Below are 25,998 nucleotides of genomic sequence, written 5' to 3'. Positions count from 1 at the left end.
ACTACATCTTACTATAATTTGGTCTGGTTTTTTTTCCTAAAACTTCTCTGGCTTTAGCTCCTGCATATGCTATTGATATAGGCTCAGTACAACCCATAGCAACAACTAATTCTTCTTTTAATATTTGGATATAATTATCATACAATGCTTTTTCCATAAAATAGCTCCTTTATTTAGCAACATTACCTACTCTATTTAAAACATCCCACGTTCTTGCAAAAGGTGGTGAATAACAAAAATCCATCATACCTAGTTGTTCTGTTGTAACTTTTGCATAGATAGCTACTGCAAGAGCATTTGTTCTTTGCACAGCATCTTTTTTCCCTACAACTTGTGCTCCCAAAATAACTTTTGTATCGGCATTATATATAAGCTTTATAGATATTTCTTCTTGCCCTGGATAATAATCTGTTTGATTTTTATCTGTAACAAAAACTGTTTTAAAGTTAAGACCTAATTTTGTAGCCTCTTCTTCTGTAATACCTGTTCTACCAGCTTCTATATCTAACACTTTAATACAAGCAGAGCCTAAGCTACCTTCATATTCCATATTTTTGCCACCAAGATTTTCACCTACAATACGCCCAAATTTATTAGCTACTGTTGCTAACGGTATATATGTTGGTTCTGGTTTTAAAAGATGTGTAACTGTTGCACAATCTCCTGCACTATATATATCTTCAATAGATGTTTTACCTTGTTTATCTACAACGATAGCTCCATTTTTAAGCATTTTAATGCCTGTATCTTTTAAAAATTCTGTGTTAGGTTTTACACCTGTTGCCAATACAACTAAATCTGCCTCTATTTCTTCATTTTCTGTAACTACTTTATTTACTTTGCTATCTCCTTTAAATTCTACTACTTTACTATTTAAAAATAAATTTACACCTTTATTTTTAAGCTCTTCTTCTAATATACTTGTAACTTCTTTATCAAACACTTCTTTTAAAATTCTATCTTCTAACTGGAATACAGATATTTCTTTATTATATTCTCTAGCCGCTTCTACTGCCTCTAACCCTATAAATCCTGCACCTATTATTGCAACTTTTTTAATAGAATTATCTTTCATTTTTTCTCTTAAAATTTTTCCATCTTCCATTGATTTAAGAGTATGCACATTATCAATATTAAAATTTTTAATAGGTGGTATTATTGCAGAAGCTCCTGTTGCTATCATTAATTTATCATAACTATCCTCAAAAACATTATCTGTTTTTAAATCTTTTACTTTAATTTTTTTATTAACTGGATCTACTGCTATAACCTGATGTTCTACGCTTATATCTATGCCAGACTCTTTAAACTTTTCTGGGCTTCTTGCTATCATTTGATTTTCATTATCAAAAAATCCTCCTACAAAATAAGGCAATCCACAAGCACCAAAAGAAACAATAGGTGTTTTTTCATATACTTTTATTTCAGCATCTTTGTCAAGCCTTCTAAATTTTGCCGCTGCGCTCATTCCCGCTGCTATTCCACCAATAACAATAACTCTCATTATATACACTCCTTTGTAATGCTATTTTTTTAGCATCTTTATCAAAGACAAAGATGCTAAAACTATATTGTATTATTATTTACTCATATCTTTAAAATGTTCCATATTAAGTTGACCTAAACTCTTATCTACAATAAGAGCATTTGTCATAGACCCTGTAACGTTTAATAACGTTCTTCCCATATCAATAATAGGGTCTATTGCTAATATAGGGCTAATAGTTGGGAAAAGACTAGCCATACCTATACCAGATAAAGCAACAGATGCTGCCATTGTAGCCGTGCCTGGTATACCTGCTATACCAAACGAACCAATTACTATAACAACTAAAGCCATAACAATAAATGTAATATCCATAGGTCTACCTGTAACATTACATACAAAAACTAACAATAAAGCTGGAAAAACACCTGCACAACCTTGCATACCAGCTGTTGTTCCAAATCCACCTACAAAACTTGCCGTACCATCATTAACACCCATTTTATCTACCAATGTTTCAATTGTTAGAGGCAAACAACCTACACTAGAACGTGATGTAAAGGCTAATACCATAACAGCTACACCTTTTTTAAGATATATTATAGGGTTAATGCCAAATAAAGATATTGCTATAAGTTGGATAATAAACATAATTATAACGGATACATATAAAGCTACTATAAATATGCCAACTTCTTTAATACTTTCAATACCTCTTTGTGCAATTGTATTTGCTAAAAGTGCAATAACTGCATATGGCATCCATTTAATTATCGTCATAGCTATACTCATAATAATTTTTTGTAAAGCGTTAATTAAATCAATAAATGGTTTAACAACGTCCATATATTTTTTGCTCATACGTTTTGCACCAATACCAAAGAAAGCAGATATAATAACAAGCGCAATAATGTTAACATCAACCATAGCTTTTACAGGATTAGAAGGTATTAATCCTCTTAATGTATCAACAATAGTTGTTACTTCTTTTATTTCAGCACTACCTTGTTCAACTGTTATACTACTTCCTACTTTAAATAAATTACCAACAGTTAAACCTACTATTACAGATATAGAAACCATAACAACTGTTACTATCAAAGTTTTTTTAGTAAAGCTAGCAATGTTAGCGCCTTCTTTCATATTAACAATAACGTGTATTATAGAAACCATAATTAAAGGTATAACTAACATTCGTATTAAATCGATAAATCCATTTCCAAATAAACTATACCATTTAGTTGTTTCAACCACAAATGTAATTTCCATTGAGTCCTTTGCAAACCCTGATGCTACTTGTATAACAACCCCTAAAACTAAACCTACTACTGTTGCTATAATCATCCTAGTAGAAAATGCTACTTTTTTCTTTTCAATCATTTTCATACCAAAGAAAAGTGCAAATAAAACAAATATAAAAACAACCGTTTTTATCTCACTAATCATTAAAAATTCTTTGAAAAATACTGAGTCCATAGTTTTCCCTCTTTCTATAATTTAAAAATACTTATTAATAACAATATTTTACTAGTTTTACATAATTTTGTCAATAATGTATATACAATTTGCACTTTCATAAGTTTTAAAGTCATATTTTGAAAATATTTTTATATATAATTTACACAATATTTTTTTTACTTTATATAATATATTATCATATTTTAATAATTATGTTTAATTATACTTTTATTGATACTTTTATCTTATATATAAATTATTTGTAAAATTTAACTTTTTTAATTTTTTTACTTGTTTATTGTTAAAAAATATATTATAATGTAAAAAAATAATAAAATGTTAAAGAGGTGGGTTAAAATGAATTTTTATAAAAATCTAAAACTTAAAGTTAGGTTTGGAGTAGTAGTTACAATACTAGCTATATTAGTTGTAACTTTGGGGTTTTATGGTAGCGGTGCTTTAAGAAAACTCGATAAAAATTTTGTATCTAAAATAGAATCTGTACAAAATGTAAATAATGACATTATAAACTCTATACCAAATATTGTAAATATTAGATTTGTTGCATATCAAACTATTTCTTATATTGCAAAAAAAGAATTCAATACTGCTAGAAATAATCTTACATTAGCATATGAAAAATCTCGTAATATTTTAGAAAATTACTTATCAAATTTAAATGAATTTTATATTGATAATAATAGTGAATCCTTAAAAAATGATTTAATATCTAAATATAATAGCGCATTAGTGTTATTAGATGAATACTATGAAGGTGTTTTAGAGTATATTAATTTTTCTGAACAAGGTGATTTAAAAAAAGTTGCCGAAAAAGATGCATCTACTACAACTACTATTGAACAGTTATTTGACATATTATATTCCTTACCAGATTTAACTTTTTCTATAATGGTAAATGATTTAAATACATCTTCTAAAAATATTAGCCGTATAACTACAAATTTATTTGTATTAACTATAGTTATTGTTGCTCTTATATATTTATTTATGATAAGCTTATCAAGGTCAATAACAAAACCTGTAGCAAAAATTAAAAATGCTGCTTTAGAGGTATTAAAAGGTAATCTAGATGTAGATATTCGTAGTAATATTAAAAATGAACTTGGTGATCTTTCAAATTCTATAGCAAATATGTCTGGCACTATTCAATGTATTATAGATGATATTAACAGCCTTTCTGAACATTTAGAAATGGGTGAAACTAGTTATAGAATAAATACACAAAAATATAGCGGTGCTTTTAAAGATGCAACAGAAGATATAAACAATGCAGTTAATGGGTTAGTAGAAGACTCTGTATATGTAGCAAATTGTATTAAAGAAATAGAAGATGGAGAATTTGATAACGATATTAAAGAACTTCCAGGAGATAAAGATGTTTCTACACACGCTTTAAAAAATATTCAAACAACATTAAAAACATTATCTACAGAAATAAATTCTTTAGTAAATGAAGCTATAAATGGTAACTTAGAATATAAATTAGATAGTACACAATATGATGGACAATGGAAATTATTATTAGATGGTCTTAATGAATTTATAGACAAAATAGTAGGTCCTATTAAAGAAGTTCAAAATTCACTTAACGAATTTTCTATAGGTAACTTTAGCTACAGAATATCATCTAATTATAAAGGTGAGTTTAATAAAATAAAAGAATCTGTAAATTCTACTGGTCAAAGTATCAATTCTTATATTTTAGAAATTTCAACTATCCTTAACGAAATGGCTAATAAAAACTTTGACGTTTCTATTAATAGAGAATATTTAGGTGATTTTAAAACTATACAAAAATCTGTAAACTTAATTGTTGAAAATCTTAATGCTCTTACAAGAGACATTATAGATTCTGCAGAGCAAGTTTCTGCAAGTGCTAAACAAATATCTGAATCTAGTATATCTTTAGCAGAAGGTGCTACTCAACAAACAGAATCTGTTGAAAAACTTACTTACATTATGTCAGATATTGAAGACCAAATAAAAGAAAATAGTAAAAACTCTAATAAAGCTAATAAACTTTCTATAGAAACTAGAGAAAATGCCTCTAAAGGTAGCGAACAAATGAACAGTATGCTTAATGCTATGGAAGATATTAATAATGCTTCTAGTAGTATATCAAATATTATTAAAGTTATAGATGATATAGCTTTCCAAACAAATATACTAGCTCTTAATGCTGCTGTTGAAGCTGCTCGTGCTGGTGAACACGGTAAAGGATTTGCAGTTGTTGCAGAGGAGGTTAGAAGCCTTGCTGCTAGAAGCCAACAAGCCGCTAGAGAAACAACAGAACTTATAGAAAGTTCTGTTCAAAAAGTAGCTGAAGGTTCTAAAATAGCTAATCAAACTGCTGATGCCTTACTTACTATAGTACAACAAATAGAAGATATATCTAAAATTATAGATTCTTCTGCTAAATCTTCTTTAGAACAAGAAAAATTTATACACGGAGTTGCTGATGCTATATCTAAAATAGCATATGTAACAATAAATAATACGGCTACAAGCCAAGAGTCTGCTGCTTCATCTGAAGAATTAGCAAGTCAAGCTGAAGTATTTTATGCATCTGTTGCAGACTTTAAATTAAAAAATGATGATAAAAAAGTTGATATTGTTAATGTAAATACTAATTCTAACAAACCTATAATTGATAATAAAATAGAAAATCAAAAACCTACAACTAACAATAATAAATCTAACACAGAAAATGTAAATAAACCTACAACTAATAAAAATAAATCTATTAATATAGATTTATCATCTGATGATTTAATTATATTAGATGATGAAACTGACATTATTATTAATGAAAGTTTAGATTTTGGTAAATATTAAAAAATGTAAAAGTATTAAATAAAGGTGTAGACAAAGTCTACACCTTTTCTTCGTGATAATTTTATTATTACCGCGAGTACATTTTTTTAAATTTGATTTTCTTACACAATGGCTAAAGTCATTAAACATCTGTATTTTTAAATAATGTAAAGCAAAGCTTTTTATTATTAGAATTTTTAAATATAAAGTGAAGTTAAATGTTATTCTTTATTTTTTCTTAAGTATATTCTATATTTTATAACAAAATAACTTAATTAATGTTTACATTTTTAGTTTACAATGGTATAATTATATAGACTTATAAAATTTAGGAGGTTTAATATGAGTGATAAATCTCAAAAAAGTGAAATTGATAATAAAAAAGATAATCTAGATGAAAATATTGTTACAACAAAAAGTCAAAAAATAAAAAGAGATTTAATAGAAATTGCAAAAACTATTCTTATTGCAGTAGTTACTGCATTTATTATTACTCACTTTATAATTGTAAATGCTGTTGTTCCTACTGGTTCTATGAAAAATACTATTATGCCAAATGATAGATTAATAGCTTTTAGGCTATCCTATCTTTTTTCTGAGCCACAAAGAGGCGATATAATTGTATTTAAAGCTCCAGACCACGAAAAAACTTTATATGTAAAAAGAATAATAGGTCTACCTGGAGAAACAGTAAATATTATAGATGGTAAAGTATTTATAAACGATAGTACAACACCACTACCTGATGATTATATTATGGAAGATATGTTAGGTAGCTTTGGTCCATATACTGTGCCTGAAAATAGCTACTTTATGATGGGCGATAATAGAAATGATTCTCAAGATTCTAGATATTGGGAAAATACATTTTTGCCTGAAGACAATATATTAGGCAAAGTTTTATTTAAATATTATCCTAAAATAGAAGCTTTATGGGATAAATAATCTAAAATAATGGAGGTTTAAAAATATGAAACAAGTAACAAAAGATATGAAAGTAATAGATGTATTAAATTTAGACAAAGGCGTATTCCCTATTATGATGAATGCTGGTATGCATTGTTTAGGTTGTCCTTCTTCACAATTAGAAACATTAGAAGAAGCTTGTGAAGTTCACTATCTAAACTGTGATGAATTAGTAAACAGTATAAATGAATATTTAAAAACAGTTCAGTAATTTTATAAAGGGTGTAGATAAATTCTACACCCTTTATAAGTATTTATCTCTATAAATTTTAAATTAATATAAAAAATTATTTTATTATTTAAAACACCTAAATTTCTATATCTTTTAAATAATTCTAATTAATACCTGTAATCATAATTATATATTATTTAACAGTATATTTTTCGCATATATTATTAAAATCTTGTGTACCTTTAAAATCTTCAAATTTTATATTTTTATTATCTAAACTTTCATATATTTCTTGTAAAAATATAGGTATATCTTTTGATAAGATATCACATACTACTTTTCCAAATCTTGTATTGCCTATTGTAAATCCACCATCTATACTAAGCTCACATACGTCTACTATTTCTCCATCTACCATTCTTCTTTTACCCATAAAGCCAATCATAGCAACTTCGTGTCTACTACAAGAATTAGGGCAACCTGATATATGAATTTTAGGTAATAAATCTTTATTTAAGTTATTATTTTTAAAATGCTCTATTATGTTATTTAATAAACTTTGGCTTTCTATTAACCCTATTTGGCAAACAGGCACACCTATACAACTTAAGCTTTGTGATAACTTAGTTGTTTCATTAAATTCTTTACATAAATCCAAAAGCTCCTTAGCTTCTTTAGCATCAAGATTATTTACATAAAAACTTTCTTCCATACTAGCTATTAAAGATATATAATCTTTACTTTTAGTATTTTGTATAAAGTTAACAATATTATTAAAATCTTTTAAATCTAAAAATCCACCAATAGGTTTTATAACAACTGTATATCTTCCTTTTTGCTTTTGTGCTATAATATTATTATTTTCTTCTAACGTACCTTCATTAGCCTCTGGTATAATAATCTCTTTAGGCTCTTCTACATCTAAATCTTTCTCCTTAGACTTTTCTATATAACTATTGTACAAAGCTAAAAATTCTTCATTTCCTTTTTCTTTTAAAATATATCTTATTCTTGCTTTATTTCTATTTTCATAATTACCATTTTCTTTAAAAAGCTCTACTAGGGCATCTACATAATATAAAATGTCTTTAGGTTCTATCAGTTGCGGTAGCTCTAGCCCAATTTGAGGGTTTTTACCAAATCCTCCGGCCACAAAAACTTTAAAGTATTTTTTATTATCTTTTATAGTGGCTAAAAATCCTAAATCTGTTACAGTTACATTAGACAAATCAGTGTTACTATTAGAAAAACCTACTTTTATTTTTCTAGGTAACTTATAAGTATCCATTCTTTGTAAAAAATAGTCTGTTGTATATTTTGCATAAGGTATAACATCAAAACATTCATTAACTTCAACATTAGAAAGTGGTGATATTGTTACGTTTCTTGGAAAATTGCCTCCACAACCATAACCTATAAAGTCATTTTCTAAAGTTTCTTTAAATATTTCTAAAACAGTGTCTAATGATAAATGATGAAACTGGATAGCTTGTCTTGTTGTAATATGAATATATTTTATGTTATATTTCTTCATAAAATATTGTGTAAGCTCAATAGCTTTAGTTGTAAATATACCAAAAGGTATTTTTATTCGTATCATAAAAGATTCGCCACCACGTTCAGCATAAATACCAAACCTGCCAGATTCTTTTTTAAATTCGTGCATTGTAATTTCTCTTTTTAAAAATTTATTACCTTTTTCTCTTAATATTTCCAATTCATTTTCTAAAAATTTTTTTAAATCTGACATAACCTTTTCCCCTTTCAATAAGCTTTTTTTAATTATAGCACCCCTATTTTTTAAAAGTCAATGTTACAATATATAATATATATTAATGATACCCATAAACTTTTTATTATATAATCTGTTTTAAAAAAATTAAATATATTAAAAAAATATATTGACAAATTAGAATAATATATATAAAATCATATTATTAAATGCTATGAAAAAGAGGAGTAAATATTGGCTGGCAAAAGAGAGAGTTACTCATAGGCTGTAAGGTAACTTTGCATATGTAATATTGAACGTAGCTTTGGAGCAGATAGGCTGAGCTTAGTAAGCCTATACGGGTAGCTTTTCCGTTAAAGGCTTTGAGTGCTTGCATTTTTGCTTGAAATAAGGTGGTACCACGATGCTTTCGTCCTTTGTTTGATGAGAGCTTTTTTTGTTTTAATAACATAAAAGTAGGTGATATTATTAAAATATTAGCTTTAATCTTTATATTAATTGGTATAATTATTATATTAAAATACCTTTTTAATAATAAACCTAAACAAAATATTAATAAAGATTTATTAGACATTGACAAAGAAGATATAGAAGATAATAATAAAGAAAAAGATTCTTATATGTCTGAAATGTTTTCTAATAAAGGAAACCTTTTTTTAATGATAGGTTTATTTTTAATTTTTATTATAATTATAATATATATATCTTTAGGAGGTTTTTTCAAATGAAAAAAGAACTAGAAAAAAATTATAATCCTTCTATCGAAGATAGGATTTATAAAAATTGGTTAGAAAAAAAATACTTTCATGCAAAAGTAGACAAAAATAAAATACCTTATACAATAGTTATTCCACCACCAAATATCACTGGCCATCTTCATATGGGACACGCCCTTGATAACACTTTACAAGATATTCTTATAAGATGGAAAAGAATGCAAGGCTATTCTGCCCTTTGGCTACCAGGCACAGACCACGCTAGTATATCAACAGAAGTAAAAATAATAGATAAATTAGCTAAAGAAGGTATAACAAAAGATGACCTTGGCAGAGAAGAATTTTTAAAAAGAGCTTGGCAGTGGAAAGAAGAATATGGCGGAACAATAGTAAATCAGCTTAAAAAGCTTGGTAACTCTTGCGACTGGGACAGAGAACGATTTACAATGGACGAAGGTCTATCTAATGCCGTAACAGAAGTATTTATAAAGCTTTATGAAAAAGGTTATATTTACAAAGGTGAAAAGCTTATCAACTGGTGTCCTAATTGTCAAACTACTATATCTGACGCAGAAGTAGAACACGAAGATAAAAACGGCTTTTTCTGGCATATAAAATATCCTATTAAAGGTACAAATGAGTTTTTACAATTTGCCACTACTCGTCCAGAAACAATGCTTGGTGATACTGCTATTGCAGTAAACCCAAATGATGATAGATATAGAGATTTTATAGGCAAAACTTGTGTTGTTCCTTTTGTTAATAGAGAAATACCTATCATAGCTGATGAATATGTAGATATGGAATTTGGTACGGGTGTTGTTAAAATAACACCAGCCCACGACCCTAACGACTTTGAAGTAGGACAAAGACACAATCTACCAAAAATAAATATTTTTAATGATGATGGAACTATAAATGAAAATGGTGGTCAATTTAAAGGTTTGTATAGATATGATGCAAGAAAAGAAATTATAAAAGAGCTTGATAAACTTGGACTTTTTATTAAAGAACAACCTATAAGCCACGCAGTAGGTACTCACGAACGTTGCTCTCACGTTGTAGAGCCTCTTATTAAAAGCCAATGGTTTGTAAAAATGGAAGAACTTGCAAAACCTGCCCTAGAGGCTTACTATAAAAATGAGCTTCGTTTTATTCCAGATAGATTTGGCAAAATATATACTCATTGGTTAGAAAATATAAAAGACTGGTGTATATCTCGTCAACTTTGGTGGGGACACCGTATACCTGCTTATTATTGTGAAAAATGTGGTCATATAGAAGTATCAAAAGAAATGCCTAAATGTTGTTCTAAATGTAATCATACTTCTTTAGTACAAGATGAAGATACACTAGATACTTGGTTTAGCTCTGCTTTATGGCCTTTTTCTACTCTTGGTTGGCCAGAAAAAACAGAAGAATTAGAATATTTTTATCCTACAAACGTACTTGTTACTGGTTATGATATTATCTTCTTTTGGGTTGTTCGTATGGTATTTTCTGGACTTGAACAAATGAACGAACTACCTTTTAAAGATGTTCTAATTCACGGACTTGTTAGAGATTCTGAAGGTAGAAAGATGAGTAAATCTTTAGGTAATGGTATAGACCCATTAGAAGTTATAGAAAAATATGGGGCAGATGCTTTAAGGCTTATGCTTATATCTGGCAACTCTGCTGGTAACGATTTAAGATTTTATTGGGAAAAAATTGAATCTAATAGAAACTTTTTAAATAAAATATGGAATGCTACTCGTTTTATATTAATGAATTTAGAAGATGAAGATTTATCTGAGATTTCTTTAGATACACTTACTGATACTGATAAATGGATTTTATCTAAATGTAATACACTTACAAAAGAAGTAACTCAAAATTTAGAAAGCTATGATTTAGGTGTTGCTTTATCAAAAATATATGACTTTATATGGGACGAATATTGCGACTGGTATATAGAAATGGTTAAACCTCGCCTTTATAACAAAGATGATAATACAAGAAAATCGGCTTTATATACTTTAAAAACAGTCCTTATAAACTCTTTAAAACTTTTACACCCATTTGCTCCTTTTGCAACAGAAGAAATATTTACAACTATACAAGATGACGAAGAAACTATTATGTTATCAAAATGGCCTACTTTTAATACAAACTTAAACTTTAAAGAAGAAGAAGAAAAAGTTGAGCTTATAAAAACTGCTGTAAAAGGTATAAGAAACCTTAGAGCCGAAATGAATGTTCCTAATAGTAAAAAAGCCCAAATTATTATATCTTCTAACAATGATTTTGTTAATAACACCTTTAAAACAAGCGAAGTATTTTTTAAAACATTAGCTTTTGCTAGTGATATGACAATTAAAGAGCATAAAAATGCTCCAGAAGGTGCTGTATCTGTTGTTATACCTAATGGTGTTATATATATGCCTTTTGATGAGCTTGTAGACATAGAAAAAGAACTAGATAGACTTAAAAAAGAAGAAGATAAGCTTATAAAAGAAGTAGAACGTGTTGATAAAAAGCTTTCTAACCAAGGCTTTGTTGCAAAAGCTCCACAAAAAGTTATTGAAGAAGAAAAAGAAAAAATGTCAAAGTATAAAGATATGTTAGAAAAAGTTAAAGAACAAATTAATACTTTGAAAAAATAGCATAAAAATGTTGCTAAAATATTATATATATGTTAGCAACATTTTTACTTTTATAATACATTTAAGCTAAGCTATAAAACTATTTATATTAACAAAATAATATATATTTATAAAAATAACTTTATAAATATATATTATAATGTATTAAAAATCACAATATTTGCATATTAAAATATAACAAATAAACAAAATATTGTTTTTTTATTATATATAAGTGCAATACTATTCATTTTATGGTATAATGTGTCTATTACAATTAAAAAAAGGAGATGATAAAATGGCTAGTTTTACAGAAAGCTTTGCTAATATATTAGGCAGTATGAGTAACTTTTTATATACTTGGATATTAGTAGCTCTTCTTATTATTACCGGATTATACTTTAGCTTTAAAACAAAATTTGTACAAATAAGAATGTTACCAGAGGCTTTAAAAGTTATTACAGAAAAAAAGTCTGATTCTGGCATATCTTCTTTTCAAGCCTTAATGATTTCTACCGCATCACGTGTTGGTACTGGTAACATTGTTGGTGTAGCTCTTGCAATAGGAACTGGTGGAGCTGGAGCAGTGTTTTGGATGTGGGTCCTTGCAATAATTGGTAGTGCATCTGCCTTTGTAGAAAGCACACTAGCACAAATATATAAAATTAAAGATGGTGAAGGTTTTAGAGGTGGTCCAGCATATTATATTCAAAATGCTTTAAAAAGCAGACCACTTGGTATTCTTTTTAGTATATTTTTAATAGCTTGTTTTGCTTACGGCTTTAATGCTTTACAAGCTTTCAACATAGGAGATTCTTTAAAATACTATTTCCCTAATTATTCTAATAGTATAATTCCCGTTGTTCTTGGGCTTATTTTAGCTATATTAACTGGTGTAACTATATATGGTGGTGTTAAAAGAATTGGTATTATAACTTCTGGTATAGTACCTATTATGGCTTTAATATACATAGGATTAGGTCTATTTATAACAATAAAAAATATTAATATTTTACCAGATGTTTTTAAAAATATTTTTTCAGAAGCATTTAACTTTAAAGCTATTTTTGGTGGTGGCATTGGTGCATTTACAAGCTCTTGTGTTATGCAAGGTATAAAAAGAGGTCTCTTTTCAAACGAAGCTGGTATGGGCTCTGCCCCTAATGCTGCTGCTACGGCAGATGTATCTCACCCAGTAAAACAAGGTCTTGTACAAATGTTCTCTGTTTTTATAGATACAATATTTATTTGTTCAACTACTGCTATGATTTTATTATGCTCTGGTGTTACTGAAGGAAGAGGAATACAACTTGTTCAAAATGCTGTAAGTGCAAATTTTGGTGAATTTGGTATACATTTTATATCTGTAGCTATATTCTTATTTGCCTTTAGCTCATTAGTTGGTAACTATTATTATGCCGAAGCTAACATTAAATTTATTAAAAATAACAAAACTGTATTAAATATATTTAGGTTTACTTGCTTAATAATGATTTTTTTAGGTACACAAATGAGCTTAGATACTGCGTGGAATTTAGCCGATTTACTTATGGGTTGTATGGCAATAGTAAATATAATAGCTATTCTTCTTTTAAGCGGTATATCTATAAAATGTCTTAAGATTATACTAATCAGAAAAAACAAGGCAAAAACCCTGTGTTTAAAGCTAAAGATATTGGCTTAGATAATACAGAATGTTGGAAATAATATAAAAAGGTTAATTTTAAGTATTAAATATGCTTAAAATTAACCTTTTTATTAATTATAATTTATTATTAATCTTTTACTCAGATTTTATAGCTTTTAAAGCCTCTATCTTAACTGCTCTTTTTGCAGGAAAGTAACCAGATATAAGCCCTATAAAGCTTGCAAATATTAAAGACGATATGCTAAGCCAAAAAGGTATAGATGATATTTTAGCTACTTCATCTCCAGATGTGGCTATACTAATTATACCTATCTTACTAACTATAAAAGGTCCTGCTTTATTTATTGTAAATGAAAGCAAATGACTAAATAAAACTCCTATACCTCCACCTAAAAAGCCTATTAATATTGCCTCTAAAAGAAATAGTTTTTTTATGTCTGATACTCTAGCCCCTATTACTTTCATTATACCTATTTCTCTTGTTCTTTCATATATTGCCATAACCATAGTATTAGTTATACCTATTGCTGCAATAAAAAGTGATATACCACCTATTGCCCCTAACAATACTTGTATGTTTGCATTAGTTTTTTTGGCAGATGTAATATATTCTATAGGAGAATATACGTTAAATTCTCCTATATCCTTTACTTGATTCATTACTTCTTGCACTACTTCTATATCTTTACATTTTATAATAACTCTTTCATACCCTGCTTTTGTATTATTTGTCGATGAAGAGCCTGAATATGTTTTATCTATTTGTTTTTTTATTTTTTCAAGTGTATCAAGGGGTACTATAACATAGTTTTCTCCATACATTTCTGGTTTATTAGCAATACCTACAATATTTGCTTTATATGTTTTATGCTTTAAATTATTTCTTATATCCGAACCATTTTCTAAATATTTTCTACTATTACCATAATTTTTATCTGTTGTAATAGTTATTTTTTGGTTTAAAAGTTCTCTTTTTTCCATATCGGGTGTTATTTCATCTTCATCAGGTATCCATTTAGGATAAGGCTCACCTTTGCCCTTTTTGCTAAATCCATATTCTATAAGTGGATTTACTAAAACATTATATGTTCCACTGTCTTCTTCATTTAATCCTCTTCCTTCTATTGCTGTATATCCTAATAGATCGGCAGTAGAAGGGTCTATACCTAGTGCACTAAAAGATCCTACATATTTATCTCCATTTAATAAAATTCTTAATTCTGTTCTTAATATAGGTGTTACGGCTTGAACACCTTCTAATTGTTTAAATTGATTTATATTATCTGTTGTTATACCTGTTTTTCCATTATAATTAGCATTTACCTCTATATTAGTTATATTGCCCATTTGTTGTATTTGCTTATCAAAGCTTTCATCTAAAGCAATCCCTAAAGATACCATTATTATAATAGAACTAGCTCCTATAACAACACTTAATATAGTAAGGCTCGTTCTTAATTTTCTTTTTGCTAAGTTTTTTAATGCCATTTTTATTATATCAATACTAGTCATTAAAATCCAACTCCTTTTTGGCTTTGGATTTTTTTATAAATATAAAAATACCAATACCAACAACGACAGCTATCGCACATATTATAGCAATAATTTTTACTGGAAATTTTTTATTTGTTTCTTCTATGTTATTTTCTATATCAATGTTTTCTTCTACAGGCATTTCTTCCACATTTATTTTAAATTCTTCTACTTTTTTTACTTCTTTTCCATCTGTATCATTATATGTAATAATAAGCTTTAAGTTTTTATCTCCTACTTCCATAGGTATAAAATTACCGTCATAATATTCTGTTGCACCTGGTTCAAAGTTTCCTATAAAATTAGTCGCACTAGATGTATCTATCCCTTCACCTTCTAGCCTTATCATAAGATTAGATAAAGTTACCTTACCTGTGTTATAAAGCTGAAAACTTATGTTCATAGGAGTAGAAACACTTCCTCCCTCTGGCTTTGTTATTTCACTAAGCTCAAGATTTGCCTGTTGCTTAACATTTACACCTACAAATTCTGTAGATTTATATTCATTAGCTTGTTCATCTTCATATTCAAAATTTACATTTATTGTATAAGACCTTGGCTTTGCATCTGGAACTGCAAATAGATTAAAAGTATGTGTTACCTCTTGTTTTGGAGCTATGCTATCTATAAAATATGTAGTGCTAGAATTATCTGGTGCAAATACATTTCCTTTTTCTTCTGTTTTATCATCTACTGATAAATATATTTTTATATTTTTTACTACTTTAGATTGATGTGTATTTTTAAAATTCATAGACAACTTAAAACTCTTACCTGCCTCAACAATAGTAGGAGTTGATTCGTATCTACTAATAATTATTTTAGGTACAGATGTTTTCGCAGTTTCTCCTTCTTTTTTCGGTGTTGGGTTATTTACATTAAGCCCTGCATATTGCTCTATAACAATATTATTTGGCGTTGAATTAGGCTCGATAGATGGTGTTTTATTCCCACTATACTCTACTAAAAATCCAATAGAATATGTTTGAGTAACCGCACTTGCTGTTGGTGCAACGCTAAAAGATAACTCTTTTTCTTGGTTTGGTAAAATTTCACTTATAAATAATGTATTAGTAGATGTTGGCACAATATTTTCTGGCAATTTAGTAGAAACTTTTATATTTTTTGCCACAACGTTAGATACATTTTTTATTTTTAATTTAAATGTACCACTTTGAGATACATTAAATGTTCCTGTTGGTGCTATAAGACTTGTTATTTTTAACTCTGGGTTACCTTTTATACTGTCTGTTTTAGAAACTGTTACATACACAAAATAGTCTTTTGTATATTCTTTACCTGTAACATCACTATATGTAGTTTTTATTGTTATCTTATTAGCACCTTCTTTTGTAAGATTTGTTGTTGATAATTTAAAAGATATTGGTTGTTTTGTATTAGGTGCCATTTTAGATAAAAATACATTGCTTGTACCGCCAGTAATAGACATATTATTTTCTTCTAACCCTACAATCTCTACATTTACACTATTTGCCTCTAATCCTGATACATTTTCTAAGCTAGCTGTAATGTCAAAAGATTCACCTACTAATACGCTATCTTTAGACACTTTTAAGTTACTTAAAGCTACCGTTGGTACTACACTACCATTGTCTACCTTTATATAAAAAGTATCACTTCCTGTAAATGTTTGTTTATCTATACTTGTAAAGTTATATTCTAGTGTTATTGGGTATTTTCCTGTTGTTGCATTTCTTTCTACATTTATAGATAAAGATACATTGTGGCTACCACCTCTTAATATTTTATCTGTTCTATCTGAGCTATTTAAAAAATTTACTGTAACTGGAGAATTTTCTCCAGGTTTTGCCTTTATAAATACATCATAAGCTATATCTGCCGATGTATTTACTATTGGTATAGTAACCTGTGTATCTTTTCCTACTTCTATACTATATGCATTATTACCACCCATTTTTAATGTTGGTTTACTATTAGAAGCTTGATCTGATGATTCACTTGCAAAAGCTAGTGAAAAACTGCTATTTATAAAAATAATAGCTAATAAAAATATTTTTAAAAATTTCATATTATGTCTCCTTTATACTATTCATTTTGGTTATATATAACTTCTTTTTTAGGGTTTTCATTAGTCTCTATTTTAATTATATGCCCATCTTTTAAATATACTATTTCATCAGCATATTCTGCTATTTCTAAATCATGTGTAACAATTATAAGAGTTTGATTATGTTCTCTTGATTTACTTGTTATAAGGTTCATCATTTCATATGTTGTTTTTGTATCTAAATTACCTGTTGGTTCATCTGCAAATATTATTTCTGGATTATTTACAAATGCTCTAGCTATACTAACTCTTTGTTGTTGTCCTCCACTCATTTCTGAAGGCTTATGCTTTAGCCTGCTTTCAAGCCCTACTGCTTTTAGCATTTCTTTTGCTCTTTTTTCTCTAGTTTTTTTGTTTATACCCATAAAAACAAGAGGTAATGTAACATTTTCAAGCGCTGTTAATGTTGGTAAAAGGTTATATGCTTGAAAAACAAACCCAAGGTATTTTTGCCTAAATATAGCAAGCCCTTCTTCATTCATTTTTTCAATATTTTTACCTTTAAATATTATATTTCCTTTTGTACATCTTTCTAACCCTGCTATCATATTTAACAATGTAGATTTACCAGACCCAGATGTGCCTAAAAGACAATATATTTTACCTTTCTTAAAATTTATACTAATATTGTCTAAAGCAACTATTTTTTCATTACCCATAGTATAAATTTTAGAAAGATTTTTTATTTCTATTATATATTCTTCACTATTATCCAAAACATCACCTCCAAATTTTTAATAATTATATCATATATTCGACAAAATTTCACTATTTTTTTGTACTTTTATATTACTAACCCAATTTTTGGTTTGAAGACTATATATTTCACTTTTTTTATCTAAAATATAATCTTCTCTAATAATTTCTTCTATTTCATTTACATTAGGCTTTATTATTTTATTTATTTTAAATATATAAAATCCATCTCTATCTTCTATTACACTACTTATACTTTTTTCACTTAATTTATAAATTTTATCTTCTATATTTTTATTAAACATATTTCTTTCTAAAGTTATATTTTGATAAACCTCAATAAAAGGTTTTTCTTTTATATCTTTAAAATTTGTATTAAAATTAATACTTTTAGCTATATTTTCTGCTTCTTTTTTAGCATCAAAAGTATCATTATTTTTTATAAAAATATAATCTAAGTTTATTTTATTAATAATATTAATATTTTTTTCCATATAGTTATTAAAATATTTTTGAAAGTCCTTTTCATCTACAACAAAACTATCTGTTATATATTCATATACTTTTTGTTCTATTAACATTTCTCTTTTAAATTTTTTGCATATATCTAATGGTATAATAACATTAGGTTTACGGCTTTCTATATCTTTTTTTACTAATATAGCTTCTTTATCACAATTTTGTTTTTCTTCTTCTGTTAAAAATATACCTAAATTATTAGCTTGATAAACTACAGATTTTAAAAATATTATATAATCTATTGTATTATTTTTAGCTACCTCTTTAGCAGGTATCCCATCAAAATCTGTTTCCCATATATCTACACCACCTATTTCTTCAAAAATCTTTTCTTGTTCATCTAAATATAATAAAAATTCTTCTTTTGATATGTATTCTCTATTAATTTTTAAAACATAATCTTTACTTTTATTAAAATATTTAAACGTATATAAGATGCCTATAAAACTTATAACAACTAAAATAAAAATAATTATATAATTTCTATATTTATAATATTTTTTGCCTCTTTTATGCTTTCTCATATTTCTCACCTATATATTAATTATTATATAAATTATATAATATCATATTTTATAATTCAAACTTTTTTAAAAATTTTAATATAAATGTAATGTATTTTAAATTTTTTATAGAAAAAATATATTTTTTTTGATATAATATAATTAATTACGTGTAAAATTACATATTTTCTATATTTTACACTAATAAAAAAATTTTATTAAAATATAGGTGATATTATGAAATTTTTAAAAAATACAATTTTAAGTATTTTAATCTTTAGTATGATATTTTGTTTTAATATACCTACATATGCTAAAGAAATTAACGAAATAACTGAAAACAATATTTCTGCTACTGTTTTACAAGTTTTAGATGGAGATACAATACAAGTTAAACTGCCAAACAATGATACAGCTTATGTTAAATTAAAAGGAGTAAATACAAAAGGCTTTGATACAAGTTATGAATATTTAACAAGCTCTTTGTTAGGTCAAAATGTTACCCTTACAAAAGATGGTTATTCTTATGACGGTAGTAAATTTAACTATATGATAGTATATTGTAACGGTAGAAATATAAATAACGAACTTATACAAAATGGATATGCTGTAATAGACACTTCTCAAGGAAAAACTAATTCATACAACAATCTTTTAGCTTCTCAAGATAGTGCAAAACAAAATTCACTTGGTATGTGGAGATTTGAAAACAACAATTACTCTAGTATTACTGGCTCTAGTAGTAGTAATATTATACAAACTAATGATAAAGTAAACATTAACACTGCTACAAAATCTCAGTTAGAAAAACTTTTAAAAGGTATATCTAGCGACCTTTCTAGAGAAATTATAAAATATAGAGAGAAAAATCCTTTTTCTAACATACAAGAAATAAAATTTGTTAAAGGCTTTACTAAAAAAATATATGACCAAAATAAACACGCTTTAACAGTTTGTACAAATATTAATAAAGCTAATGAATTTGAATTAAAAACATTAAATGAATTATCTGATGACAATATTCAAAAAATAATGAATAAACGTGATAAAAAAGAATTTACTTCCGTTAGTGATTTATCTAGTGTTATATCAAAAGATACATATAACAAAATATCTGATTATATATCTACTAAAGATGTATCTAACATTGATGTAAGCAAAAGTTATGCTAGAGCTAATATATCCTTATCTAGTAAATATTATCTTACAAATGCTGATGTTTCTTATTATTTAGCAGATGATATTATAAATTATAGAAAAAATGGATATACATACAAAACTTTAATGGAAATTTCTAAGCTTGGCACAAATAATATTACTGAACAAGATATACATTATTTACAAGACAACCTTAATGTATTTACCAACTTAAATACAGAAAATATACACGAATTAAACTCTGTATTTAGTAAAACAAATGCGGAAAAAATCAAAAATAAAAAGTTTTACCAAAAATCTGAAGTAAAAGATATAATAGGTTCAACAGATTATGACAAATTTAAAGATGCCCTTTGCGTTGATAAAAATAAAGATGAATATGTAAACATTAATACTGCTACAAAAGAACAAATGTATGCTCAAGGTATAAATTCAACAGAGGCCTACAACATAATACAAAAAAGACCTATAAGACATTCAGGTCAATTACCTTTTAATGTGTCGCATATTAATAATAAAATTAGCCTATATACAAATATAAATACAGCATCTAAGCTAGAACTTCGTTCGTTAAACAACGGTATTTCAGATACTTTAATAGATAAAATTATTAAATATAGAGAAGATGATAATTTTGGTTCTTTACAAGAGTTAGAAGAATTTTTTAAAGCTAATAATGCTTCAAATGTTTATAACAATATTAAAAGTTATATTGTAGTAAGATAAGTTTATATAAAAGTCTATCTAAATTTTAATAGATAGACTTTTGAGCTACTGTATGAAAAAAGCTGATTTCTTGGCACAAGGGCTAAAGCCCCTAAAAATCTAGCTTTTTACACAATCCAAGGCAAAGCCCCGTCTTGTGATTAGAAATTTTATGCAAAGCATAAAAATAAAAAAATTAATCCCAAATATCTTGTCTACAATTTAAGTCTATCTAAATTTTTATATACTAATTGTGATAGCTTTGTTAATATGACAAAAGGTTGTAGACTTTGTGTCTACAACCTAACTATATATATTAAAATTTTTAAATATTATTTTTTAGAATCATACATATCTTTTTCTACATTTATAAATACATCAGCTAAAACATTATATGTTTTTTCCCAAGCTTCCATAACTTCGTCTGTTGCAGCATCTCCTAGCATATCCTTTATAGCTATAAGTAAATTTTTACCAACTATTGGATAATGTTCTGCTAAAACACCAACTTCTACGTGTCTTTCTCCAATAGATTTTACCGCTGGCATAATAGCTTCTAAATTATCAATATTTTTAGCTGCCGCTAAAATAGCATTAGCAAGTGCTACTGGTTGTTCTCCTGATTTTTGCTTATCCATATCAAACATAGGTTTAACTTCTGGATTGTTTTCAAACATTGTTTTGTAAAAATATTTTGTAATTTCTACTCCTCTTTCTTGTAAAACAGGAACTGTACTTTTAATAATTTCAATAGTTTTTGAATCTAACATAAAAAATCCTCCTTAAAATATATAATAACAATTATTTATTTCAATCTTTATAAATATATTATCATACCCAACTAAAAAAGTCAACATTGTTTTGACATTATTTTATATAAATTGATTTTTTTTAATATTTTAAAACAAAATAATTTATAAATTTAGTTTAAAAATTATTATTATAATTAATAATCAATTTTTTGAATACTTCCGTATTCAAAAACAGGTATTCCTAAAATTTATCAAAATTAAGTCATACCTTAATTGTAATAATAAAAAAATAAGGATATAGCTATACTATATCCTTATATAAATTAATCTTATTTAAAATTTTAATAATATTAATCTATATCAAAATCTTTAACTTGTCCAGTTAAAGCATTAACTTCTACTTCATAAATTTTATTATTTTTAGATATTTTAAAATCATATGTTGGTAAATCATCATTGTCATTAATATCTGATTCTTGAGAAATAACATTTCCACCACCAACAGCTTTAATAGCTGCATTTTTAGCTGTTTCTATACTAATTAATTTTTTACCTTTCCAACTATTGTTAGAAGAAGATGTTGCCCCTTGTTTATTTGGTGTAGAATTATTATTTACTGGTGGTAAATCTGTAGGTTCACCGCTATTATTTACATTATCATTTGTATTTATATAAATAGTTTTTGTATTAGAATCCCAAGAAATTTTGTGTCCTAATGCATCACTTACAGTTCTTAACGGAACATATGTTGTACCATTACTTACAAATGCAGTGTTTCCTTTTCCTGTATCAACACCATTTACAATAAGGCTTTTTATAGAATAAACTGCTTGCATATTTACCATATTAGCAGCAAAAGCTGTAACAGAAGTTGTTATAATACCTCCAATTAATAAACCACTAATAAATTTTTTCATATTAATACCTCCCAATATTTTTAATTACAATATAAAAAACGTAAATTTTTTAAAAAAGTTTTGTTTATAAGTAAAAAATTTATTTATCCATTTATTAAACTATACATATTTATAGTAATTTACTATGCTTTAAAAATTTTTGTAATATTTTTTTAATTTTATTGTAATTATTTTTAAATAAATTTAATGTATAATATTTATTAATAAAAAAATTAAAGGTGATATTTTTATGAAAATTTTCAAAATAAATCTAATAAGCTTAATTTTTGTTATTTTTTTATTTAAATGCTCTACTTTGGCAGATAATCTTAAAATTTATTCTACATATACAGTTAATAACCTTACAATAACTAGTTATAGTAAAAGTTGGACCAAAAATATGTTAAAAGATTTATATGCAGAGCTTTTAAATAATTTCCACGGAGAAGAATTTGACAATTTAAGCGATATATATATATACCCCAACTCTCCAGAAGGGGTAAATGGATTTTATTATGATAATATATATCTAGAAGACAATGAATATATATTAGGCAATAATGCCTATATTAATATCTATAATGGAGATAGACTAAATACCATTCCTAAAATAGCCTATATACTATCTCACGAGTATGGTCATCATTATATGACTTATAATTTAATGAAAACTGAAAATATATATTATCATAATTTAAAAGATTCAAACTATGTAAACATTAGAAAATTAGAAGGTAACCCTGTTATATATGATGTAAATAAAAAAGATTATTTATATCATTGGGACATTATGGAAATAATGGCAGATGATTATGTTCAACTTTTAGGGTCATCTACTGCAAGAAAATCTTATGATTTTAAATCTGTAGATGAAATATTAAAAAATAATGAAAAAAATTATGATAATATACATAGTTTTAATCTAAAGCCTCAATTAAATCCATATTTGCCTTTAGCTGCAGATGTTGCTGGATTATACAATTATTTAATATCTATAGGTGGGTTTACTGTGTCCCAACCTAAAATACCAAATAAACCAAAATTAAATGATATTACTGGATATATAGGTCTTAATAATGAACCAACATATAACATAACTTGGGATAATCCAAATAAAAATGAAACTTTTGAATATACTTTAGTTATATATCCAGATGATAACCCTTTTGTAGTATACCCTCTAAAAACTATAACATCAAAAGAGCCTTTAAATGTTACTTTTGGAAGTTATAGTATAAAACAAAAAGATGGTACAATAAAGTCTATAACTCAAAAATATGAAGGCATATATACATTAAAGTTATATTATAAAGATTCTTTGGGGTTTATACATTCATCCGAACCTCGAGAATATAATTTTACTGAAATTAATAAAAATATAATGTCTACTAATAGTTCTAAAAAACAAGTGGATAAAAAAGCTGAACCAAAACCTAATAATATAATAAACGAAAAACCTAGTGCATCACCAGATAATAAAGTTATTGGTCCAAGTCATAGTGGTTCATTGTCAGATTTATTTAGTTTAGTATCTAAAGATTAATAAAAAATAATATAAATTAATACTTATTTAGGCTATCAAAAATTGATAGCCTTTAACTTAGTCTAAATTTTTAAAATTTATAATAGTATTTTAATTAATTTTTATATTTTTTGCATTTTATAGTTATTATAAGGATATAATATATATAATATTTTATTATTAGTATTAAGACTATACATTTTTTGTATTATTTTTGCTTTTAATGTCTAATAATATAAAAAATATTTAAAAAAATTATAAAAAAATACTTGACAATTTTTAAAAATAGTGATAAGGTTATGTTAAGTTGATAGCACTCGTAAATGTTTAGTGCTAACAATTAAATGTTTTTTGTTCCTAAGGAAGTGGTTTTTTTGAGATTAAATGATAGAAAAATTAAAATATTAGAAGCTCTTATTACAGATTATATAGAAACCGGAGAACCTATTGGATCTCGTACAATTGCCAAAAAATACGATTTAGGTATTAGCAGTGCTACTATAAGAAATGAGCTAAGCGACTTAGAAGATTTAGGACTTGTGATACAGCCACATGCTTCTTCTGGACGTATACCTTCTGACAAAGGATATAGGTTATATGTAGATACTCTTATGGAACATAGAGACCTTAGTAAAGAAGAAGTAGACTTTTTAAAAGATATTGTTGTAAACAATATAAATCATATGGATTATCTTATGGAACAAACTGCTAGAGCTTTATCTACTCTTACAAATTATGCAACAGTTATTAGTAAGCCAAAAGTTGAACAAGAAGAAATTAAACATATTCAACTTGTTCCTTTAGACGAAAGTTCTATTATTGCTATTGTTATTACAAAAAATAAAAATGTAAAAAATTATATAATACCTGTAGATAAAGAATTTTTTGTACAAGATTTATTAAGTATAGCTTCTACTATAAACAACATAATTAACGAATTTTCCTTAGATGAAATTAAAAATCAAATTAATAAAGATAAACAAAATATTATATCTGAAGGAGAACAAATAATAGTTAAAGTTTTTGAACAAATATTTAAAGACGATAACGAAGAAAAAATTAAGTTTTATACAAGTGGTATAAACAATATATTAGATTTTAAAGAATTTAGTAATATAGAAAAAGCTAAACCAATTTTTCAATCTTTAGAAGAAAAGGATATGCTTATAAATATATTAAGTGGCAATAATGAAAATAACAATTCTATCCAAATACTAATAGGCGGAGAAAACTCTGTTGAAGAATTTAAAGATTGTAGCATTGTAAAAACAGAATATAAAATAGCTGGTGCTACTGGAACAATAGGCATTATAGCTCCAACTCGTATGGACTATGCAAAAACTATTAGTCTTTTAGATGAAATTGTTAAAAATATAAATAATGTTTTAAAAACCTTATCATCTGATTGAGGAGAAAGGAAAATGTAATGGAAAAAGACATTGAACAAAACGAAATAACTAAGCAACAAGATGAAGATACACAAGAACAAATAACTGAAGAAATTGTTGAAGAATTAAGCCAAAATGACTTAAAAGATAGACTTGAAAAAGCAGAAGCATCTTCTAAAGAATATTTAGATAAGCTCCAAAGAAGTATGGCAGAATTTGATAATTTTAGAAAGAGAACAAATTTAGAAAAAGCCTCTATGTATGAAAATGGTACAAGAGATGCTATTGAAAAATTACTACCTATATTAGATAACTTTGAAAGAGCAATTTTATCTACTACAGATGAAGATAAAGAAAGTGCTATGTTTAAAGGTATAGATATGATATTTAACCAAATGGTTGAAACATTTAAAAATATGGGTATAGAAGAAGTTGCCGGTGTTGGCGAAAGCTTTGACCCTAACATACACAATGCCGTGCTTCATATAGAAGATGATACATTAGGCGAAAATGTTGTAGCCGAAGTTATGCAAAAAGGATATAAATATAAAGATAAAGTTATACGTCCTAGTATGGTTAAAGTTGCAAATTAATTAAATA

At 26.5% G+C, this 25,998-nt stretch carries 19 protein-coding genes, 1 pseudogene and 1 other annotated feature; of the genes and pseudogenes, 10 read left to right on the top strand and 10 right to left on the bottom strand.

What is annotated here, in order from left to right:
• Position 1 precedes the first annotated feature (1 nt).
• The 3 genes from NBW53_RS10090 to NBW53_RS00585 form a co-directional block, all read right to left on the bottom strand.
• A complete protein-coding gene (locus NBW53_RS10090; RefSeq protein ID WP_330651620.1) occupies positions 2–157 on the bottom strand; it encodes a hypothetical protein in 156 nt (51 codons plus the stop codon).
• A 12-nt stretch (positions 158–169) separates the two neighbouring features.
• Entirely contained in the window at positions 170–1,504 is a 1,335-nt protein-coding gene (locus NBW53_RS00590; RefSeq protein WP_250278202.1) for a CoA-disulfide reductase, read from the bottom strand.
• A 75-nt stretch (positions 1,505–1,579) separates the two neighbouring features.
• A complete protein-coding gene (locus NBW53_RS00585) occupies positions 1,580–2,962 on the bottom strand; it encodes a cation:dicarboxylate symporter family transporter (protein ID WP_250278201.1) in 1,383 nt (460 codons plus the stop codon).
• Between the two features lie 339 nt (positions 2,963–3,301).
• Between NBW53_RS00585 and NBW53_RS00580 the strand changes: the two genes are divergently transcribed.
• The 3 genes from NBW53_RS00580 (at position 3,302) to NBW53_RS00570 (ending at position 6,956) form a co-directional block, all read left to right on the top strand.
• Positions 3,302–5,800, top strand: coding sequence for a methyl-accepting chemotaxis protein (locus NBW53_RS00580; RefSeq protein WP_250278200.1), 2,499 nt, complete (start codon positions 3,302–3,304; stop codon positions 5,798–5,800).
• Positions 5,801–6,121: 321 nt separating this feature from the next.
• Positions 6,122–6,724, top strand: a complete 603-nt coding sequence (lepB, locus tag NBW53_RS00575; protein ID WP_250278199.1) for a signal peptidase I — start codon at positions 6,122–6,124, stop codon at positions 6,722–6,724.
• 25 nt (positions 6,725–6,749) lie between these two features.
• Positions 6,750–6,956 carry a DUF1858 domain-containing protein gene (locus NBW53_RS00570; protein WP_250278198.1) on the top strand — a complete coding sequence of 69 codons (207 nt, stop codon included), beginning with the start codon at positions 6,750–6,752 and terminating at the stop codon, positions 6,954–6,956.
• Between the two features lie 154 nt (positions 6,957–7,110).
• Here NBW53_RS00570 and NBW53_RS00565 read toward each other — a convergent pair whose 3' ends face one another.
• The gene (locus tag NBW53_RS00565; RefSeq protein ID WP_250278197.1) at positions 7,111–8,667 is read right to left on the bottom strand and encodes a nitrite/sulfite reductase; all 1,557 of its coding nucleotides are present in this window, start codon (positions 8,665–8,667) and stop codon (positions 7,111–7,113) included.
• A gap of 187 nt (positions 8,668–8,854) precedes the next feature.
• Positions 8,855–9,069 (top strand) — a binding site (T-box leader).
• Here NBW53_RS00565 and NBW53_RS00560 point away from each other — a divergent pair.
• The 3 genes and pseudogenes from NBW53_RS00560 to NBW53_RS00550 all read left to right on the top strand — a co-directional run bounded on the left by NBW53_RS00560 (position 9,066) and on the right by NBW53_RS00550 (position 13,696).
• Positions 9,066–9,377 (top strand): hypothetical protein, encoded by a 312-nt coding sequence (locus tag NBW53_RS00560; protein WP_250278196.1) that lies wholly within the window; start codon positions 9,066–9,068, stop codon positions 9,375–9,377. Its footprint overlaps the feature before it by 4 nt.
• Positions 9,374–12,010, top strand: a complete 2,637-nt coding sequence (locus NBW53_RS00555; protein ID WP_250278195.1) for a valine--tRNA ligase — start codon at positions 9,374–9,376, stop codon at positions 12,008–12,010. The genes NBW53_RS00560 and NBW53_RS00555 overlap by 4 nt, the downstream gene beginning before the upstream one ends.
• A 277-nt stretch (positions 12,011–12,287) precedes the next feature.
• A pseudogene (locus NBW53_RS00550) lies at positions 12,288–13,696 on the top strand (alanine/glycine:cation symporter family protein).
• A 76-nt stretch (positions 13,697–13,772) separates the two neighbouring features.
• Here NBW53_RS00550 and NBW53_RS00545 read toward each other — a convergent pair.
• The 4 genes from NBW53_RS00545 to NBW53_RS00530 all read right to left on the bottom strand — a co-directional run bounded on the left by NBW53_RS00545 (position 13,773) and on the right by NBW53_RS00530 (position 18,998).
• Positions 13,773–15,149, bottom strand: coding sequence for an ABC transporter permease (locus NBW53_RS00545; protein WP_250278194.1), 1,377 nt, complete (start codon positions 15,147–15,149; stop codon positions 13,773–13,775).
• On the bottom strand, positions 15,142–17,220 hold the full coding sequence (locus NBW53_RS00540) for a COG1361 S-layer family protein (protein ID WP_250278193.1): 2,079 nt from the start codon (positions 17,218–17,220) through the stop codon (positions 15,142–15,144). Before NBW53_RS00540 ends, NBW53_RS00545 begins: the two co-directional genes overlap by 8 nt.
• Positions 17,221–17,237: 17 nt before the next feature.
• The gene (locus NBW53_RS00535) at positions 17,238–17,918 is read right to left on the bottom strand and encodes an ABC transporter ATP-binding protein (RefSeq protein ID WP_408647042.1); all 681 of its coding nucleotides are present in this window, start codon (positions 17,916–17,918) and stop codon (positions 17,238–17,240) included.
• A gap of 87 nt (positions 17,919–18,005) precedes the next feature.
• Complete coding sequence (locus NBW53_RS00530) at positions 18,006–18,998, bottom strand: SurA N-terminal domain-containing protein (RefSeq protein WP_250278191.1); 993 nt, start codon at positions 18,996–18,998, stop codon at positions 18,006–18,008.
• A 216-nt stretch (positions 18,999–19,214) separates the two neighbouring features.
• Here NBW53_RS00530 and NBW53_RS00525 point away from each other — a divergent pair, with 216 nt between their 5' ends.
• Positions 19,215–20,861 carry a helix-hairpin-helix domain-containing protein gene (locus NBW53_RS00525; protein WP_250278190.1) on the top strand — a complete coding sequence of 549 codons (1,647 nt, stop codon included), beginning with the start codon at positions 19,215–19,217 and terminating at the stop codon, positions 20,859–20,861.
• A 311-nt stretch (positions 20,862–21,172) separates the two neighbouring features.
• Here the strand turns inward: NBW53_RS00525 and NBW53_RS00520 are convergent, their stop codons facing one another.
• Together NBW53_RS00520 and NBW53_RS00515 are read right to left on the bottom strand one after the other, a co-directional pair.
• Complete coding sequence (locus NBW53_RS00520) at positions 21,173–21,610, bottom strand: globin domain-containing protein (protein ID WP_250278189.1); 438 nt, start codon at positions 21,608–21,610, stop codon at positions 21,173–21,175.
• Between the two features lie 332 nt (positions 21,611–21,942).
• On the bottom strand, positions 21,943–22,509 hold the full coding sequence (locus tag NBW53_RS00515) for a stalk domain-containing protein (RefSeq protein ID WP_250278188.1): 567 nt from the start codon (positions 22,507–22,509) through the stop codon (positions 21,943–21,945).
• A 229-nt stretch (positions 22,510–22,738) separates the two neighbouring features.
• Between NBW53_RS00515 and NBW53_RS00510 the strand changes: the two genes are divergently transcribed.
• The 3 genes from NBW53_RS00510 (at position 22,739) to grpE (ending at position 25,991) form a co-directional block, all read left to right on the top strand.
• The gene (locus NBW53_RS00510; RefSeq protein ID WP_250278187.1) at positions 22,739–24,031 is read left to right on the top strand and encodes a hypothetical protein; all 1,293 of its coding nucleotides are present in this window, start codon (positions 22,739–22,741) and stop codon (positions 24,029–24,031) included.
• A gap of 353 nt (positions 24,032–24,384) precedes the next feature.
• The gene (gene hrcA / locus NBW53_RS00505; protein WP_250278186.1) at positions 24,385–25,419 is read left to right on the top strand and encodes a heat-inducible transcriptional repressor HrcA; all 1,035 of its coding nucleotides are present in this window, start codon (positions 24,385–24,387) and stop codon (positions 25,417–25,419) included.
• Between the two features lie 17 nt (positions 25,420–25,436).
• Positions 25,437–25,991, top strand: a complete 555-nt coding sequence (gene grpE, locus NBW53_RS00500) for a nucleotide exchange factor GrpE (protein WP_250278185.1) — start codon at positions 25,437–25,439, stop codon at positions 25,989–25,991.
• The last annotated feature ends 7 nt before the right edge of the window (positions 25,992–25,998 follow it).

The organism is [Clostridium] colinum (genome assembly GCF_940677205.1).
Lineage (GTDB): Bacteria > Bacillota > Clostridia > Lachnospirales > CAG-274 > Tyzzerella > Tyzzerella colina.
This window is presented reverse-complemented; position numbering and strand designations above follow the sequence as displayed.

Excerpts from the sequence above, each read along its gene's own strand:
- NBW53_RS10090 (WP_330651620.1), bottom strand. The coding sequence starts at position 157 with ATGGAAAAAGCATTGTATGATAATTATATCCAAATATTAAAAGAAGAA.
- NBW53_RS00590 (WP_250278202.1), bottom strand. The coding sequence starts at position 1,504 with ATGAGAGTTATTGTTATTGGTGGAATAGCAGCGGGAATGAGCGCAGCG.
- NBW53_RS00585 (WP_250278201.1), bottom strand. The coding sequence starts at position 2,962 with ATGGACTCAGTATTTTTCAAAGAATTTTTAATGATTAGTGAGATAAAA.
- NBW53_RS00580 (WP_250278200.1), top strand. The coding sequence starts at position 3,302 with ATGAATTTTTATAAAAATCTAAAACTTAAAGTTAGGTTTGGAGTAGTA.
- lepB (WP_250278199.1), top strand. The coding sequence starts at position 6,122 with ATGAGTGATAAATCTCAAAAAAGTGAAATTGATAATAAAAAAGATAAT.
- NBW53_RS00570 (WP_250278198.1), top strand. The coding sequence starts at position 6,750 with ATGAAACAAGTAACAAAAGATATGAAAGTAATAGATGTATTAAATTTA.
- NBW53_RS00565 (WP_250278197.1), bottom strand. The coding sequence starts at position 8,667 with ATGTCAGATTTAAAAAAATTTTTAGAAAATGAATTGGAAATATTAAGA.
- NBW53_RS00555 (WP_250278195.1), top strand. The coding sequence starts at position 9,374 with ATGAAAAAAGAACTAGAAAAAAATTATAATCCTTCTATCGAAGATAGG.
- NBW53_RS00545 (WP_250278194.1), bottom strand. The coding sequence starts at position 15,149 with ATGACTAGTATTGATATAATAAAAATGGCATTAAAAAACTTAGCAAAA.
- NBW53_RS00540 (WP_250278193.1), bottom strand. The coding sequence starts at position 17,220 with ATGAAATTTTTAAAAATATTTTTATTAGCTATTATTTTTATAAATAGC.
- NBW53_RS00535 (WP_408647042.1), bottom strand. The coding sequence starts at position 17,918 with ATGGGTAATGAAAAAATAGTTGCTTTAGACAATATTAGTATAAATTTT.
- NBW53_RS00530 (WP_250278191.1), bottom strand. The coding sequence starts at position 18,998 with ATGAGAAAGCATAAAAGAGGCAAAAAATATTATAAATATAGAAATTAT.
- NBW53_RS00525 (WP_250278190.1), top strand. The coding sequence starts at position 19,215 with ATGAAATTTTTAAAAAATACAATTTTAAGTATTTTAATCTTTAGTATG.
- NBW53_RS00520 (WP_250278189.1), bottom strand. The coding sequence starts at position 21,610 with ATGTTAGATTCAAAAACTATTGAAATTATTAAAAGTACAGTTCCTGTT.
- NBW53_RS00515 (WP_250278188.1), bottom strand. The coding sequence starts at position 22,509 with ATGAAAAAATTTATTAGTGGTTTATTAATTGGAGGTATTATAACAACT.
- NBW53_RS00510 (WP_250278187.1), top strand. The coding sequence starts at position 22,739 with ATGAAAATTTTCAAAATAAATCTAATAAGCTTAATTTTTGTTATTTTT.
- grpE (WP_250278185.1), top strand. The coding sequence starts at position 25,437 with ATGGAAAAAGACATTGAACAAAACGAAATAACTAAGCAACAAGATGAA.